Below are 15,426 nucleotides of genomic sequence, written 5' to 3'. Positions count from 1 at the left end.
CGGGCACCGCCCCGCCAGTCACCACCCCGTCCCACCCGAACCGAGGAGCCCCATGCCCGACCGCGCCGCCTCCACCCCGTCCGACGCCCTGCGCCTGCTGGTCGACGGCAACGCCCGCTTCGCCGCCGACAAGCGCCGGATGGGCCGCGTGGACCCGGACCGCCGCACCGAGCTCGAAGGATCGCAGTCGCCGTTCGCGACCGTCCTCGGCTGCTCGGACTCGCGGGTGCCGTTCGAGCACGTCTTCGACGCCGGCATCGGTGACCTGTTCGCCATCCGCAACGCCGGTCAGATCGTCGACGACGTCGTGCTCGGCTCGATCGAGTTCGCGGTCGTCGCCCTGGGCACGCCGCTGGTCGTCGTGCTCCGGCACACCCGGTGCGGTGCCGTCGCGGCAGCGCGCTCCGGTGAGCCCGTCCCCGCTCCGCACCTGCAGGCCCTCGTCGACGCGATCGCCCCGAGCGTCGAGAAGGTCCGACTCACCGACGCCGAGCTCCCGCAGGAAGCCGTCGGCGCCGCGCACCTCGAAGCCACCCTCCGCCAGGTGATCGAGCGCTCCGGCGCGGTCTCCGACGCCGTGGCCGAGGGTAGATTGGCCGTCGTCGGGGCGACGTACGACCTCGCCACCGGAGAAGTCACCATCGACACCGTCGTCGGCCAGGTCTGACCGACCCGACGACGACCGAGCCAGACGAAGACCGACCCCGACGACGACCGCCCCGGCGACCCCGGGGCGCAGGCACGGGCCGGCGCGACCGCGACCGGCGAGCACCCCAGGAAGGACCACGACGACGTGACCGACACCACCCCGACCGAGTTCCGCATCGAGCACGACACCATGGGCGAGGTACGGGTGCCGAAGTCGGCGCTCTACCGTGCCCAGACCCAGCGCGCCGTCGAGAACTTCCCCATCTCGGGCACCGGGCTCGAGTCGGCGCAGATCGTGGCGCTCGCACGGATCAAGCGTGCGGCGGCCATCGTGAACGGTGAACTCGGCATCGTCGAGCCCGCCGTCGCCGACGCCATCGCCGGCGCGGCCGACCTGATCATCGACGGCCAGCACCACGACCAGTTCCCGGTCGACGTCTACCAGACCGGCAGCGGCACGTCGTCGAACATGAACATGAACGAGGTGCTCGCGACACTGGCGTCCGACATCGCGGGTTCGGCGGTCCACCCGAACGACCACGTCAACGCCTCGCAGTCGTCGAACGACGTCTTCCCCACCTCGGTGCACGTCGCCGTGACCGAGGCGCTCCTCCGCACCCTCGTGCCCGCCCTCGAGCACCTCGCCGAATCACTCGAAGCGAAGGCCACGCTCTGGGCCGACGCCGTGAAGTCCGGCCGGACGCACCTGATGGACGCCACGCCCGTCACCCTCGGGCAGGAGTTCGGCGGCTACGCACGCCAGATCCGCCTGGGCATCGAGCGTGTGCAGGCGACGCTCCCCCGCGTCGCCGAGGTCCCGCTCGGCGGCACCGCGGTCGGCACCGGCATCAACACCCCCAAGGGCTTCCCGCAGCGGGTCATCGCCCAGCTCGCGAGCGACACCGACCTGCCGATCACCGAGGCCGTCGACCACTTCGAGGCGCAGGGCGCGCGTGACGCCCTCGTCGAGGCCTCCGGTGCGCTCAAGGTGCTCGCCGTCAGCCTGACGAAGATCAACAACGACCTGCGCTGGATGGGCTCCGGTCCGAACACCGGCCTGGGCGAGCTGCACATCCCCGACCTGCAGCCCGGCTCCTCGATCATGCCGGGCAAGGTGAACCCGGTGATCCCCGAGGCCACCCTGATGGTCGGCGCCCGGGTCATCGGTAACGACGCCACCATCGCCTGGGCCGGTGCCTCGGGTGCGTTCGAGCTCAACGTCGCCATCCCGGTGATGGGCACGGCGCTGCTCGAGTCGATCCGCCTGCTGGCGAACAGCTCGCGGGTGCTCGCGGACAAGACCATCGACGGCCTGCAGGCGAACCTCGAGCGTGCCCGCGCCTTCGCGGAGTCCTCGCCGTCGATCGTCACCCCCCTCAACCGGGTCATCGGCTACGAGGCTGCCGCCAAGGTCGCGAAGTACGCCGTCGCCGAGGGCATCACCGTGCGCGAAGCCGTCGTGGCCCTCGGCCACGTCGAGCGCGGCGAGGTCACCGAGGCGCAGCTCGACGAGGCACTCGACGTCCTGAGCATGACCCACCCGAACTGACGCGACGCTCCTGACGCGCCCCCAGGACGGACGGGAGGCCCGGTGCCAGCTGGCACCGGGCCTCCCGTCCGTCAGGTGACGGCTCGACACGCCCTACACCAGATCCGGCGAGTCCAGCAGGTCGGTGACCAGGGCCGCGATCGCGGAGCGCTCGGACCGCGTCAGCGTGACGTGCGCGAAGAGCGGGTGCCCCTTGAGCCGCTCGATGACCGACGCGATCCCGTCGTGCCGTCCGACCCGCAGGTTGTCGCGCTGCGCGACGTCGTGGGTGAGCACGACCCGCGAGTTCTGACCGATGCGGGAGAGCATCGTGAGCAGCACGTTCCGTTCGAGCGACTGCGCCTCGTCGACGATCACGAAGGCGTCGTGCAGGGAGCGGCCGCGGATGTGGGTCAGGGGCAGCACCTCGATCAGGCCGCGTTCGACCACCTCGTCGAGGACGTTGTCCGACACCACCGAACCGAGGGTGTCGTAGACGGCCTGCGCCCACGGGTTCATCTTCTCGCCGGCGTCGCCGGGCAGGAAGCCGAGGTCCTGCCCGCCCACGGCGTACAGCGGCCGGAACACCATGATCTTCTTGTGCTGCTGCCGTTCGAGCACCGCCTCGAGTCCGGCGCACAGGGCGAGCGCCGACTTGCCGGTGCCGGCGCTGCCGCCGAGCGAGACGATGCCGATCTCGGAGTCGAGCAGCGCGTCGATGGCGAGCCGCTGCTCGGCCGAGCGCCCGCGGAGCCCGAAGACCTCGCGGTCGCCGCGTACCAGTGCGACGGCGCCGGCGACGTGCACGCGGCCGAGGGCCGATCCGCGTTCGGAGTGGATGACGACGCCGGTGTTCACCGGGACGCCGTCGAGCTCCGAGGACCGGATCTCCTCCTTCTCGTACAGGTCGGACATCTGCTCGCCGGAGACCTGCAGGTCGGCGATGCCGGTGTAGCCCGAGTCGACCGCGAGTTCGGCGCGGTACTCCTCCGCCGCCATGCCGATCGACGACGCCTTGACCCGGAGCGGCAGGTCCTTCGACACGACCACGACGTCGAGTCCGTCGTTCTTGAGGTTCGACGCGACGGCGAGGATGCGGGAGTCGTTGTCGCCGAGCTGCAGACCCGACGGCAGGACGGACTGGTTGGAGTGGTTCAGTTCGACGCGGAACGAGCCGCCGTCGCCGATCGCGATCGGGAAGTCGAGCCGCTCGTGCTCGATGCGCAGTTCGTCGAGCAGCCGGAGGGCCTGCCGGGCGAAGTACCCGATCTCCGGGTCGTTGCGCTTCGCCTCGAGTTCGCTGACGACCACCACGGGCAGGACCACGGCGTGCTCGGCGAAGCGGAACAAGGCCCGCGGATCGCTGAGGAGCACCGATGTGTCGAGCACGTACGTGCGCTGGGCGACCGATGTGGACGAGTCCGCGGTGTGCTGCTGCTGTGCTCCGCGAGAGACGTTCTGAGAGGTCACGACCACTCCATCCCCGGGCCGCGACGGGCCCGGTCCTGTCCTCGAACGCGGCCACGGAGCGGGTCCCGAAGCACCGACTGTGGCCGCTTCGATCGGGCGCGGTGCCCGATGGGGACAACGTACGTCCGGCCCCCGACACCCCGACAGCGACACGCGGTTTCCGGAGTTACGGTCGCGTGAACAACGCGAGCGCGGCTCGCACCACCGCGCGCGGCGGTGGCGCCGAGTGGTGGCGATCTGTCGGGTGCGGCGGCGCCGGCCGACAGGTGGTGACCACTCGGCGGACGTGAGCGGGGTGCCGTGACCGCTCGCGGAACGCGGACGGGAGGCCCGTGGCGGCCTGGCACCGCGCCTCCAGGCCGTCCGGTGGTCGCGACTCGTCGCGCGCGCAACGCCGGGTGGTCACGAACCGTCGGGTGCGACGGCGCCAGCCGACAGGTGGTGACCACTCGGCGGACGTGAGCGGGGTGCCGTGACCGCTCGCGGGACGCGGACGGGAGGCACGCGCCGCTGCTACTGCATCGTGGCGTACGAGACGCAGGCGTCGCGGAACATGTCCAGGGTCTCGTCGGTGGTCGACGGGAACACGGACACCCGCGCGACGCCGAGCCGCGTGGTCGCGGTGACGCCGTGGTTGTGCATCGCGGCGGACAGGGCCGTCACGCGACCCTGCGTCGGCCGGAGCACCACGATGCCGGCGCGCTCGGCCGGGTCGCGGCTGGACTCGACCTCGAGCCCGAATTCGTCGGCGATGGCGAACACGCGCTCGACGCGGTCGGTGACCCGCTCCTGCACGGCGGCGACGCCGACCGCGGTGAGGCGCTCGAGCGACACCGCGAGCCGGGCCTGCGCGACCGGGTCGATGCGGGACATCTGGAAGCCGGCGGCCCCCGGACGCACCGCGGGGACCTCGGTGGGCCAGCCGGACGTGCCGTGCGGGCCGGACAGCGCCGGACGGATCCGGTTCAGCGCACGGTCGCTGAACGCCACGAAGCCGGTGCCCCACCCGGCGTGCAGCCACTTCTGCCCGCCGGTGGCGACGACGTCGGCGACCTCGTACGGGGCGTCGACCACGCCGAATCCCTGGATCGCGTCGACGATGAGCAGGCGGTCGCCGATGACCTCCCGGATGGCGGCGAGGTCGGTCAGGTAGCCGGTGCGCCAGTCGACCAGGGACACCGCGACGGCGGTCACCTCATCGGACAGGCGCTCACGGATCAGCTCGGGGGTCACCCAGCCGGCACCCGACTCGATGACGACGGGCTGTACCCGTCCACCGGTGGCCGAGGCGGCGCTGGCCAGTGCGAGCGGCAGCGACGGGTACTCGTCGGCGGACACGAGCACGCCCCCGGTCAGGCCGAAGGCGGTGTGCAGCAGGCCCGGGGTCGTCGCGGCCTGCGAGACGACCTGGTCCTCGCGGCGGCCGACCAGGCGGGCGGCAACGGTGCGGACGCGGGCGTCCTGCTCGTCGAGGGTCTCCATGGCGCCGAAGCGCATGTGTGCCTGGATGGTGCCGAGCACACGCTGCTCCTCGAGCACGGCGGTCTGCACGGGGCCGAACGCAGCGTGGTCGAGGTAACCGGGGTCTTCGGAGAAGCCGGCGGCGTACTCGTCGATGTTCACAGGTGGTGCACCTTTCACAGGGTTGAACCCTGAGAGCCTACTGGGACGCGGCTCCGCCGACGAACCCGGTGCGGGAGGTGGCTGCTCAGCCGCCGAACCGACGCGACCGGAGCCCGAAGTCGCGGACCGCCCGGAGGAAGTCGACCTCGCGCAGGTCCGGGTAGAACGCCTCGACGAAGTAGAACTCGCTGTGCGCGCTCTGCCACAGCATGAAGTCGGAGAGCCGCTGCTCGCCCGAGGTCCGGATCACCAGGTCGGGGTCGGGCTGGCCCTGCGTGTACAGGTGGTCGCCGATGAGCTCCGGCGTCAGGACCTCGGCCAGGGTGTCGATGGTGCCGCCACCCGCGCCGTGCGCCTGCACGATGCTGCGCATGGCGTCCGCGATCTCACGACGGCCGCCGTACCCGACGGCCAGGTTGACGTGCAGCCCGGTGCGGCCGGCGGTGCGCTGCTCGGCCTGTTCGAGCGCGGTCACCAGGTTGTCCGGCAGCCCCTCGTTCGACCCGACGTGCTGCACGCGCCAGTCACGGTTGTCGGCCAGGACCCCGGCGAGGTCGGCGATGATGCCGACGAGTTCCTCGAGCTCCTCGCCGCCGCGACCCGTCAGGTTGTCGGCCGACAGCAGGTACAGCGTCACGACCTCGATGCCGAGGTCGTCGCACCACGTCAGGAACTCCGGGATCTTCGCGGCGCCGGCGCGGTGGCCGTGTGCGGCGGACTCGAGCCCGAGCTGCTTCGCCCAGCGGCGGTTGCCGTCCACGATCATGGCGACGTGCTTGGGCTTCGCTGCACCCTCGAGCTGGCGGCGGATCCGGCGCTGGTAGGCGCGGTAGAGGATCCCTCGCCCTGTCCATCCCGCCGTCCCGGTCACGCACCGAGCGTAGTGCACCACCGACGCCGGATCCCTGAGGCTCCCGCTCTGCGGACACGTGGCTGTCGTTCGGGGTCAGGCCCTATGGTCGGGACCATGCAGGACGAGCACGAGACCGGAACACTCCCCCACGTCCCGTTCACGGAAGAGGCGTCGGCGACCGCGACCGCCGCCGAACCCCGTCCGGCCTGGCGCGGCTGGATCCACCTCGGTGCGTTCCCGTTCGCGATCGCGATGGGGATCGTCCTGATCACCCTCGCCGACAGCACCGCGGCGAAGGTCGGCAGCGCGGTGTTCATGGCGACGTCGTTGGCGATGTTCGGCGTCTCGGCGACCTACCACCGGTTCCCGTGGGGGCCGAAGGTGAAGGCAGTGCTGAAGCGCATCGACCACACCAACATCCTGCTGCTCATCGCCGGCACCTACACACCCGTCGCGATCTGCGCCCTGCCGCACACCCTGATGGTCGTCGTGCTCTGGGTGATGTGGTCGGGCGCCGCGCTCGGCATCGCGTTCCGGGTGCTCTGGATCAACGCGCCCCGCTGGCTGTACGTGCCGATCTACCTGGTGCTCGGGTGCGCTGCCCTCGGGCTCCTGCCGCAGTTCTTCGCGGCGAGCGTCCCGATGACCGTGCTCATCCTGTCCGGCGGCGTCGCGTACATCATCGGCGCGCTGGTCTACGGCTTCAAGCGGCCGAACCCGGTGCCGACGCAGTTCGGGTTCCACGAGGTGTTCCACGCCCTGACCGTGGTGGCCTTCGGCGCGCAGTGGGTCGGCGTGCTCATCGTCGCGCTGGACCCGGTGCGCTGACCGTCGCACGTTCCTTCCCAGAACGGGTGCGATGCCTGGTGGTTCCGGGCGTACTCACCCGGAAGTTCCGCCCAGGTACGCCCGGTTCGACCAGGTACGCCCGGTTCCGGTAGACGCACGCACAAGTCGGACTGGAGGCCCGTGGCGATGCCGCCACGGGCCTCCAGTCCGCCCTGCAGTCGCGTCAGCCGCGCTCGGTGTCGTCGCCGACGTCGGCCCGGCCGTCCTCGGCCGCCCGCCGCTCCGGCTCGTCCGTCGCGGTGCCGTCGCCCGCGGTGCCGTTCGCCTCGGCCTCGAGCCGCTCACGCACCTCGGCACGGTAGCGGGTCCGACGGATGCGTCGGGTCATGTCCACCACGAGCAGGATCGTCACGATCGCGACGAGTGCGATCGCGATGAACCCGACGACACCCGGGGTGACGTCGACGTCGGGGACGACCGAGGGGCTGGGGCTGGGGGTGGCGGCGAGTGCCGCCGCGATGGTGCTCACGAGGTCGGTTCCTTGTCGGCTGGGATCCCGGCGAACAGGTCGGTCTCCGGGAGCTCGGTCGGCACGCGTGCCTCCACGAGCTGGTAGTCCTCGGTCGGCCACACCGTCGCGAGGAGGTCGTTCGGCCAGTAGAAGAAGGCACTGTCCGGTGCGACCTGGCTGGCGTGCGCGCGGAGTGCGGCATCACGCTGGTCGAAGTACTCGTGCACGTCGACGTGGGTGGTGGCGAGGTCGGGCCGGTCGGCGAACCGCTCGACCCACTCGCGCAGCTGCTCGATCGCGGGGCTGTCCGGGTCGCGCTCCTGCAGGGCTTCGAAGATCGTGCTGAAGCGGCGCGGGTTCATCGTGCGCTCGTAGTAGAGCTTCGCGATCGACCACGGGGCACCGGCGGACGGGTACGCCGACGGATCGGCGGCGGCGGACCACGCGGCCATCGACACCTCGTGCGTGCGAATGTGGTCGGGGTGCGGGTAGCCGCCGTTCTCGTCGTAGGTGACGAGCACGTGCGGGCGGAACCGGCGGATCACGCGGACGAGGGCCTCGGTGCTGTACTCGAGCGGCACCGTGGAGAACGTGCCCGGCCGGACCGTCTCGCCCTTCTCAGCGTCGGGCAGCCCCGAGTCGTGGTACCCGAGCCACACGTGGTCGATGCCGAGCGCCTGCTGCGCCGCGGCCATCTCGGTGCGGCGGTACCCGGCCATGTCACGGTGGGCACGGCTCGTGGCCGGCTCGCCGAGTTGGTCGTTCAGGATGTCGCCGGCCTCGCCACCGGTGCAGGACACGACGAGCACCTGGTGCCCGTCGGCCACGTACTTCGCGGCGGTCGCGGCACCCTTGCTCGACTCGTCGTCGGGGTGGGCGTGGACGGCCAGCAGACGGTAGGGCACGTGGGGTTCCTCACTGCGGGTGAGCGGCGTCGGACGCGGGCAGCGCACAGCATCGCGTGAACTACCCTGGGATCAGGATATCCACCCCGGGAGCCCCGAACTGTCCGAACAGCACCAGACCGCCAGCCTCGACGAGCGCTACGGCCGCACCCCGGCCCGCAAGCGTCGCAGCCGCCTCTTCGCGATCGTCGCGGCCATCGCGGTCGTCGTGGTCTTCGGTGCGTGGGTGATCTGGGCCGGGCTCGACCAGTCCGACCGCGGCCTCGACCAGGACGTCATCGGGTACGAGGTGCTGTCCGAGCACAGCACCGTCGTGCACTCGCAGGTCTCCGTCGACCCGGGTGTCGAGGCGAAGTGCGCCGTGCAGGTCCTCGACAAGAGCTACTCGATCGTGGGCTGGAAGGAGATCACCGTGCCGGCGTCCGAACAGCGCAGCCGGAGCATCTCCACGCAGGTCACCACGACGACGCGGGGCGTGACCGGCTTGATCCACGACTGCTGGATTCCCTAGACTGTCCTGATTCGCCTCTCGAGACCGACCACTCGGCCGGTCTCGTTTTTTCATGGTCGAAGGGACAGAACATGAGCAACGACACGCAGGTCACCTGGCTGACCCAGGAGGCGCACGACCGTCTCAAGGCGGAGCTCGACGAGCTGAGCGGCGAGGGCCGTGCCGAGATCGCGCGCCGCATCGAGGCCGCTCGCGAAGAGGGCGACCTCAAGGAGAACGGCGGCTACCACGCCGCGAAGGACGAGCAGGGCAAGATCGAGGCCCGCATCCGCGTCCTCACCGAGCTCCTGAAGCACGCCACCGTCAGCGAAGCCGAGTTCGACGGCACCGTCGAGCCTGGCACCGTCGTCACGGCGGTCATCGCCGGCGACGAGTCCACCTTCCTGGTCGGCAGCCGCGAGATCGTCGCCGAGGGCTCCGACCTGACGGTCTACAGCCCGGTCAGCCCCGTCGGCGCGGCCATCGTCGGCCTCAAGGCCGGCGACAAGGCCACGTACACGGCGCCGAACGGCAAGGAGATCGCCGTCGAGGTCGTCAAGATCGAGCGCTACGAGCCGTAGACCCGGCCCACTGCAGACAGGAGGCCCGTGGCGACACCGCCACGGGCCTCCCGTCTGTCCGCTGGTCGCGCCCAGGGCGCGCACCGCATCTCCGACAGTCCACGCGTCGAACGACTCGTGGATCGTCGCGGACTAGTGCTCGAGCAGCTCCGGGCGGAAGCCGACCTCGTGCAGGCGCTGGATGACCTCCTGCGCGTGCTCGGGGCCACGCGCCTCGATCGACAGGTCCAGCGCGACCTCGTTGATGACCAGACCCTGCCCGTGGCGGGTGTGCAGCACCTCGACCACGTTCGCGCCGGCGTCCGAGATGACCTGGGCGACGCGGGCGAGCTGACCCGGGCGGTCCGGCAGCATGATGCGGATGCCGATGTAGCGCGAGGCCGCGACGAGCCCGCGGGTGATCACGCGTTCCATCATGAGCGGGTCGATGTTGCCGCCGCTCAGCAGCACCACGGTGCGGCCGGTGTCGCGGACGGCACCGGACATGATCGCGGCGACGCCGACGGCCCCCGCTGCCTCGACCACGAGCTTGGCGCGCTCGAGCAGGACGAGCAGGGCGCGGGCGGTGTCGTCGTCCGAGACGGTGACGATGTCGTCGACCAGGTCGCGGATGATCGGGAAGTTCAGGTCGCCGGGGCGCGCCACCGCGATGCCGTCGGAGATGGTCGGCTTCGTGGTGATGGTGACGGGCTCGCCGGCGGTGATCGACGACGGGTAGGCAGCGGCGTTCTCCGCCTGCACACCGATGACCCGGATCGGACGTCCGAGCCGTTCGGCCATGCCCTTCACCGCGAGCGCGATGCCGGAGATGACGCCGCCGCCACCGATCGGCACGACGACGGTGTCGACGTCGGGCACCTGGTCGATGATCTCGAGGCCGAGCGTGCCCTGCCCGGCGATCACGGCCGGGTGGTCGAACGGCGGGATGAACACGGCGCCGGTGTGGGCGGCGAAGTCCTTCGCGGCGCTCAGCGCCTCTTCCACGGAGTGGCCCCGCAGTACGACGTCGGCGCCGTAGTGGCGGGTGGCCTGCAGCTTGGGCAGGGCGACGCCGACCGGCGTGAAGATCGTCGCGGGGATGCCGAGCTCGCGGGCGGCGAGGGCGACACCCTGCGCGTGGTTGCCGGCGCTCGCGGCGACGACGCCCTTGGCGCGCTGCTCGGCGGACAGGGTCGAGAGCCGGTTGTAGGCACCCCGCACCTTGTAGGCACCGGTGCGCTGCAGGTTCTCGCACTTCAGGTGCACCGGCGACCCGAGCAGCTCGGCGAGGAACTGCGACGTCTCCATCGGGGTGACGCGTGCGACGCCCTTGATGGTCTCGCGCGCCGCCTCGATGTCCGCGAGGGTCGGGATCGCGGCGAGCGTGTGCGGGGAGGCGCTGGTGTCGGTCACTCCCCCATCATCGTCGTTCCGGGGCCCCGCGGCGAACTCGTGTGACGCTCAGTTGGTGCTGGCGGTGTCTTCTTCGGCCGAGGGACCGGAGTCGACGCCCGGCGCCGGGACGTCGTCCCCGACCTTGTGCCGACGTCGTCGGAGCAACTGGATCTGCCCGTGCTGCCCGCGCTTCGGCGTCGCTTCGAGGACGTGGTCGGAGTCGAGCCGCCGCCAGCGTCCGCTCGCGATGGTGGTGACCATGGCGTTCAGCGTCGCGATCAGCGGCACGGCGAAGAAGGCTCCGGCGATGCCGGCGAGCCCGGAGGCCGCGGTGACACCGAGGACGACCGCCAGCGGGTGGACCTTGACCGCGTTGCCCATGACGAGCGGCTGCAGGATGTGGCCCTCGATCTGCTGGACCAGCAGGACGACGCCGAGCACCAGGACCGCTGCGAGAGGACCGTTGAAGATCAGCGCGACGAACACCGCCAGGAAGCCGGTGACGATCGCACCGACGACCGGGATGAACGCGCCGAGGAACACGAACGCGGCGATCGGGATCACCAGCGGCATGCCGCCGAAGAAGAGCCCGACGATGAAGGAGCCCAGGCCGATGCCGACCGCGTCGACGAACGCGACGAAGATCTGCACGCGGATGAAGCTCGTCAGGGTGATCCAGCCGGCGACACCGGCGCCGTCCACCGCTGCACGGGCCTTCTTCGGGAACAGCCGGACGGACCAGCGCCAGACGTTCTTGCCGTCGATCAGCAGGAAGATCGTGGTGAACAGGATGATGAAGAGCGCCTCGAAGGCGTGCGTCGCACCCGAACCCGCGCTGGCGACCCCGGACAGGATCGACGCGGAGTTGTCCTGCAGCCACTTCGTGCCGTCGTCGAGCCAGCCGTTGACGTCGGACTGGCTGATGCCGAACCCGGAGCTCAGGACGAAGTCCTTGATGTTCGCGTACTGGTCGACCGTCCGGTCACGCAGGGACGGGTAGGACGCGATGATCTGGTCGACGACGAGCCAGATCAGGCCACCGAGCGCCGCGATGCCGCCGAGCAGGCTCATCACGACGGCGAGCCACTTCGGCACGTGGTGCCGCTGCAGCCAGTTGGAGATCGGCACGAGGAGCGCCGAGACCACGATGCCGACCAGGAACGGGATGAGGATCTCGCTGAAGACCGTGACGAGCCAGATGAAGACGGCGATCACGCCCACGACGACGAGCGCCCGCCACGACCACGCGCCGGCGATGCGCACGCCGACCGGGACGGATTCCTCGACCACGGGGTCGGGGTGTGTCTGCTTGCTTCCCCATGCCATGGCCCGAGTGTATCGATGTGCTTCCCGTCAGGTGCCAGATACGGCATACGTTCGTGAACGCTCATGTCGGCGGGGTTCGGTAGCGTCGCGGCATGCCCAGGTCGACGCTCTCCGCCGCCGAGGCCCGCCGGGTCGCACTCGCCGCGCAGGGGTTCGGACGGCCACCTGCTGAGCCGGTCTCGACGCGCGCGCTGAACGCCGCGTTCGGCCGGCTCGGGCTGCTGCAGATCGACTCCGTCAACGTGTTCGAACGCAGCCACTACCTGCCGCTCTTCGCCCGACTCGGGGCCTACGACCGGTCGACGCTCGACCGGCTGACGCTCGGACGCTCGGGTCCGTACACCGAGTACTGGGCGCACGAGGCGGCGTTCATCCCCCGCGACGACCTGCGGCTGTTCCGGTGGCGGATGGACGCCCTGCGGGAACGGGACGCCGGCCCGACCCGGGTCGACGGCGTCACCCGGACCGCTGCCGTCCGGCGCGAACTGCACGCCCTGCTCCGGGCCGAGGGGCCGATGCGGGCGAGCGCGGTGGAGCACGAATCGAACGTGCGACGCGGCCCCTGGTGGGGGTGGAGCGACGTGAAGCTCGGGCTCGAGCAGATGTTCCGCTGGGGCGAGGCGGTGAGCGCCGGACGGGCCGGGTTCGAGCGGGTGTACGCCCTGCCCGAGCAGGTGCTGCCCGCAGGCTTCCTCGAGACCGCCCCACCGCGTGCCGACGCGGTGCTCGAACTCGTGCGCCAGGCCACACGGGCGCTCGGCATCGGCACCCGAGCGGACATCGCGGACTACTACCGGCTGCGCTCCGACGACACGGCCACCGCGATCGCCGAGCTCACCGACGCCGGCGAGCTCCTGCCGGTGCGGGTCGAGGGCTGGGGTGAGCGGGCCTGGCTGCACTTGGGGGCTCGGGTCCCCCGGCAGCTGACGGCGGACGCGGTGCTGAGCCCCTTCGACCCGGTCGTCTGGTTCCGGCGGCGGGCCGAGCGGATGTACGGCTTCCACTACCGGATCGAGATCTACACCCCGGCCCCGAAGCGGGTGTTCGGCTACTACGTGCTGCCGGTGCTGCAGGACGACCGGCTCGTCGGGCGGATCGACCTGAAGAGCGACCGGCAGCGCGGGGTGCTCCGCGTCCGGACCGCGTGGCAGGAGCCCGGCGAGCACCTGGACCCCGAGCGGCTCGCCGACACACTGCGACGGACCGCGAGCTGGCAGGGCCTCGGCGCGATCGAGGTGACCGACCGAGGAACCGCTGCTGCGGCCGTCGCCGGGGCGCTCGGAGTGCCCCTGGTGCCGCACGAGTCCGCTGACGACGCGGACACCCCCGAACCGATCGAGACGGCCGACGACACCGCCGCCGACGGCATCGGCTGATCCGTCAGAACCGGTCGGCGTTCGCCCGCAGCCGCGCGATGCGGTCGGGCAGCGGCGGGTGCGTCGAGAACAGTCGGTCCATCACACCGGGGCGCATCGGGTCGGCGATCCACAGGTGCGCCATCGAGGAGTTCTGCGTCTGCATCGGTCGGCCGTACGCGCCGAGCTTCTCGAGGGCCCGGGCGAGGCCCTCCGGGTACCGGGTCGTCATCGCCCCGGTGGCGTCGGCCAGGTACTCGCGCTGCCGGGACACCGCCGCCTGCACGCCGGCCGCCGCGATCGGGGCCACGATGACGGCGACGATCCCGGCGATGAGCAGCACCGGGTTGGCGCTGCCGCCGTTGTCCGAGTTGCGGTTCCGCCCGCCGGACAGGCCGCTGAAGATCGAGATGCGGAGCAGGACGTCGGCGATGAGCCCGACGGCCACGACGAGACCGAAGACCATCGTGGACACCCGGATGTCGTAGTTCCGGACGTGTCCGAGCTCGTGCGCCATCACGCCCTGCAGCTCCTGGTCGTCCATGAGCTCGAGCAGCCCCGTCGTCGCCGCCACCACCGCGTGCTCCGGGTCACGCCCGGTGGCGAAGGCGTTCGGCGAGGGATCGGGGATGACGAACACCCGGGGCATCGGCATGCCGGTCGCGATGGCGAGGTTCTCGACGGTGCGCCACAGCCGCGGTTCCGAGACGCGGTCGATCTCGACCCCGCCGGCGATCGCGGTGGCCTGCCGTGCCGCCAGGAAGTACTGCAGCACCGCGTACCCGAGGGCCACCACGAGCACGATGAAGCCGATCGAGACGTTGCCGGCGAGGTACCCGCCGAGGAACCCGAGCGCGCCGATGATCAGCAGGAACACCAGGACGATGACCACGGTGTTGCGCTTGTTCCGCGCGATGGCGCTGTACACGTCGGATCCGACGCTGGGGTCAGAACTGGACGCGCGGCGGCTCGGCGATGGCCGCCGGCTCGTTCGTCTCGAAGAACGGGGCCTCGGAGAAACCACGGTTCTTCGCGAACGTGGAGTTCGGGAACACCCGGATCTTCGTGTTCAACTCACGCACACCACCGTTGTAGAAGCGGCGGGCGGCCTGGATCTTGTCCTCGGTGTCGACGAGCTCGGACTGCAGCTGCAGGAAGTTCTGGCTCGACTGCAGCTGCGGGTACCCCTCGGCCACCGCGAACACGCTCTTGAGCGCCTTCTGCATGTGCCCCTCGGCGGTGGAGGCCGTGTCGGCGTCACCGGCGGACAGGGTCTCGGCGCGGGCCTTCGTCACGTCGTCGAAGACCGCCTTCTCGTGCGTGGCGTACCCCTTGACCGTGTCCACGATGGTGGGGATCAGGTCGGCGCGGCGCTTCAGCTGCACCGAGATGTCGCTCCAGGCCTCGTCGACCCGGACCTTGAGCGTGACGAGGGAGTTGTACGTCACCCAGAGGTAGATCCCGATGATCACCAGGACGACCACCACCACTCCGACGACGATCAGCGTCGTGACGAGTCCGGTGTCCATGCGGGCGTACTCCTTTGCGCGTCGGGATCCGCGGTGCTGCGTTGGCCTGAACGGCCATCGTGAAGTCTATCGACGCGCTGAGCATGCTCCGTTCCGTGAGCAGTGTTCACGGCCGATTCCCGAGTCACGCACACCGGGTTCCCGGACTGCGGCCCGATCCCGAACCTCATCCGCGAGGTGTATTGACCGGAGGCCGCCGATCCCGTGGGATGGGTCCGGTGAACACGACCGGGGAGAACGTGGACGAGAGGGCTGTCGGGGGCGACAGCCCTCGTCGTCGTCCCCGCTTCGCCCTGCTCGCAGCTGCGACGACGGTCCTCGTCGCCGCGCTCCTCGGGGCCGCAGCCGCCCCGGCCATCGCGGTCGCCGCGGACGGCACGTCGGTCGACGCTGCCGCTGCGGACGCCCCGGCAGCCCTCTCGTCCACGTTCTCCCCGGTCGTGT

16 protein-coding genes are annotated in these 15,426 nt (G+C 70.8%); 7 read left to right on the top strand and 9 right to left on the bottom strand.

What is annotated here, in order from left to right; all coding sequences use genetic code 11:
- Nucleotides 1–52 precede the first annotated feature (52 nt).
- Complete coding sequence (locus tag DEJ04_RS03645) at nt 53–667, top strand: carbonic anhydrase (protein WP_027464510.1); 615 nt, start codon at nt 53–55, stop codon at nt 665–667.
- 126 nt (nt 668–793) lie between these two features.
- A complete protein-coding gene (locus DEJ04_RS03640; protein ID WP_111046280.1) occupies nt 794–2,197 on the top strand; it encodes an aspartate ammonia-lyase in 1,404 nt (467 codons plus the stop codon).
- Between the two features lie 93 nt (nt 2,198–2,290).
- On the opposite strand, the gene DEJ04_RS03635 is transcribed toward DEJ04_RS03640, so the two are convergent.
- The 3 genes from DEJ04_RS03635 to DEJ04_RS03625 form a co-directional block, all read right to left on the bottom strand.
- Nucleotides 2,291–3,652 carry a PhoH family protein gene (locus DEJ04_RS03635; protein ID WP_181437727.1) on the bottom strand — a complete coding sequence of 454 codons (1,362 nt, stop codon included), beginning with the start codon at nt 3,650–3,652 and terminating at the stop codon, nt 2,291–2,293.
- A gap of 507 nt (nt 3,653–4,159) precedes the next feature.
- Nucleotides 4,160–5,269 carry an aminotransferase class V-fold PLP-dependent enzyme gene (locus tag DEJ04_RS03630; RefSeq protein ID WP_071406125.1) on the bottom strand — a complete coding sequence of 370 codons (1,110 nt, stop codon included), beginning with the start codon at nt 5,267–5,269 and terminating at the stop codon, nt 4,160–4,162.
- A gap of 85 nt (nt 5,270–5,354) precedes the next feature.
- A complete protein-coding gene (locus tag DEJ04_RS03625; RefSeq protein WP_110864496.1) occupies nt 5,355–6,140 on the bottom strand; it encodes an isoprenyl transferase in 786 nt (261 codons plus the stop codon).
- A gap of 96 nt (nt 6,141–6,236) precedes the next feature.
- Between DEJ04_RS03625 and DEJ04_RS03620 the strand changes: the two genes are divergently transcribed.
- A complete protein-coding gene (locus tag DEJ04_RS03620) occupies nt 6,237–6,950 on the top strand; it encodes a hemolysin III family protein (protein WP_071406128.1) in 714 nt (237 codons plus the stop codon).
- A gap of 184 nt (nt 6,951–7,134) precedes the next feature.
- Here the strand turns inward: DEJ04_RS03620 and DEJ04_RS03615 are convergent, their stop codons facing one another.
- Both DEJ04_RS03615 and mca read right to left on the bottom strand, forming a co-directional pair.
- Complete coding sequence (locus tag DEJ04_RS03615) at nt 7,135–7,440, bottom strand: hypothetical protein (protein WP_017886736.1); 306 nt, start codon at nt 7,438–7,440, stop codon at nt 7,135–7,137.
- The gene (gene mca, locus DEJ04_RS03610; RefSeq protein WP_027464504.1) at nt 7,437–8,327 is read right to left on the bottom strand and encodes a mycothiol conjugate amidase Mca; all 891 of its coding nucleotides are present in this window, start codon (nt 8,325–8,327) and stop codon (nt 7,437–7,439) included. Before mca ends, DEJ04_RS03615 begins: the two co-directional genes overlap by 4 nt.
- Nucleotides 8,328–8,346: 19 nt before the next feature.
- Here mca and DEJ04_RS03605 point away from each other — a divergent pair, with 19 nt between their 5' ends.
- Together DEJ04_RS03605 and greA are read left to right on the top strand one after the other, a co-directional pair.
- Nucleotides 8,347–8,838 carry a DUF4307 domain-containing protein gene (locus DEJ04_RS03605; protein WP_181437726.1) on the top strand — a complete coding sequence of 164 codons (492 nt, stop codon included), beginning with the start codon at nt 8,347–8,349 and terminating at the stop codon, nt 8,836–8,838.
- Nucleotides 8,839–8,909: 71 nt separating this feature from the next.
- Nucleotides 8,910–9,398 carry a transcription elongation factor GreA gene (gene greA / locus DEJ04_RS03600; RefSeq protein WP_017886739.1) on the top strand — a complete coding sequence of 163 codons (489 nt, stop codon included), beginning with the start codon at nt 8,910–8,912 and terminating at the stop codon, nt 9,396–9,398.
- Between the two features lie 132 nt (nt 9,399–9,530).
- Here greA and ilvA read toward each other — a convergent pair whose 3' ends face one another.
- Both ilvA and DEJ04_RS03590 read right to left on the bottom strand, forming a co-directional pair.
- Nucleotides 9,531–10,790, bottom strand: coding sequence for a threonine ammonia-lyase (gene ilvA, locus DEJ04_RS03595; RefSeq protein ID WP_071406124.1), 1,260 nt, complete (start codon nt 10,788–10,790; stop codon nt 9,531–9,533).
- Nucleotides 10,791–10,838: 48 nt separating this feature from the next.
- Nucleotides 10,839–12,098 carry an AI-2E family transporter gene (locus DEJ04_RS03590; RefSeq protein WP_051596497.1) on the bottom strand — a complete coding sequence of 420 codons (1,260 nt, stop codon included), beginning with the start codon at nt 12,096–12,098 and terminating at the stop codon, nt 10,839–10,841.
- 92 nt (nt 12,099–12,190) lie between these two features.
- Between DEJ04_RS03590 and DEJ04_RS03585 the strand changes: the two genes are divergently transcribed.
- Nucleotides 12,191–13,474 carry a winged helix-turn-helix domain-containing protein gene (locus DEJ04_RS03585; RefSeq protein WP_111046278.1) on the top strand — a complete coding sequence of 428 codons (1,284 nt, stop codon included), beginning with the start codon at nt 12,191–12,193 and terminating at the stop codon, nt 13,472–13,474.
- A 4-nt stretch (nt 13,475–13,478) separates the two neighbouring features.
- On the opposite strand, the gene DEJ04_RS03580 is transcribed toward DEJ04_RS03585, so the two are convergent.
- Together DEJ04_RS03580 and DEJ04_RS03575 are read right to left on the bottom strand one after the other, a co-directional pair.
- Complete coding sequence (locus DEJ04_RS03580) at nt 13,479–14,381, bottom strand: M48 family metalloprotease (protein ID WP_111046277.1); 903 nt, start codon at nt 14,379–14,381, stop codon at nt 13,479–13,481.
- Between the two features lie 19 nt (nt 14,382–14,400).
- Entirely contained in the window at nt 14,401–14,982 is a 582-nt protein-coding gene (locus DEJ04_RS03575) for a LemA family protein (RefSeq protein WP_027464499.1), read from the bottom strand.
- A 218-nt stretch (nt 14,983–15,200) separates the two neighbouring features.
- Between DEJ04_RS03575 and DEJ04_RS03570 the strand changes: the two genes are divergently transcribed.
- Nucleotides 15,201–15,426 (top strand): hypothetical protein (locus DEJ04_RS03570; RefSeq protein ID WP_220035545.1); only part of this gene is annotated, 226 nt, incomplete at its 3' end.

Origin of the sequence: Curtobacterium sp. MCLR17_044, assembly GCF_003234435.1 — a bacterium.
In the GTDB taxonomy this organism is placed as follows: Bacteria; Actinomycetota; Actinomycetes; order Actinomycetales; family Microbacteriaceae; genus Curtobacterium; species Curtobacterium flaccumfaciens.
The sequence above is the reverse complement of the archived record's forward strand: the minus strand, read 5'-3'. Positions and strand labels throughout refer to the sequence as shown.

What these genes read in the sequence shown, in the direction of transcription:
- DEJ04_RS03645 (WP_027464510.1), top strand. Translation starts at nt 53, where the DNA reads ATGCCCGACCGCGCCGCCTCCACCCCGTCCGACGCCCTGCGCCTGCTG.
- DEJ04_RS03620 (WP_071406128.1), top strand. Translation starts at nt 6,237, where the DNA reads ATGCAGGACGAGCACGAGACCGGAACACTCCCCCACGTCCCGTTCACG.
- greA (WP_017886739.1), top strand. Translation starts at nt 8,910, where the DNA reads ATGAGCAACGACACGCAGGTCACCTGGCTGACCCAGGAGGCGCACGAC.
- DEJ04_RS03590 (WP_051596497.1), bottom strand. Translation starts at nt 12,098, where the DNA reads ATGGCATGGGGAAGCAAGCAGACACACCCCGACCCCGTGGTCGAGGAA.
- DEJ04_RS03585 (WP_111046278.1), top strand. Translation starts at nt 12,191, where the DNA reads ATGCCCAGGTCGACGCTCTCCGCCGCCGAGGCCCGCCGGGTCGCACTC.
- DEJ04_RS03575 (WP_027464499.1), bottom strand. Translation starts at nt 14,982, where the DNA reads ATGGACACCGGACTCGTCACGACGCTGATCGTCGTCGGAGTGGTGGTG.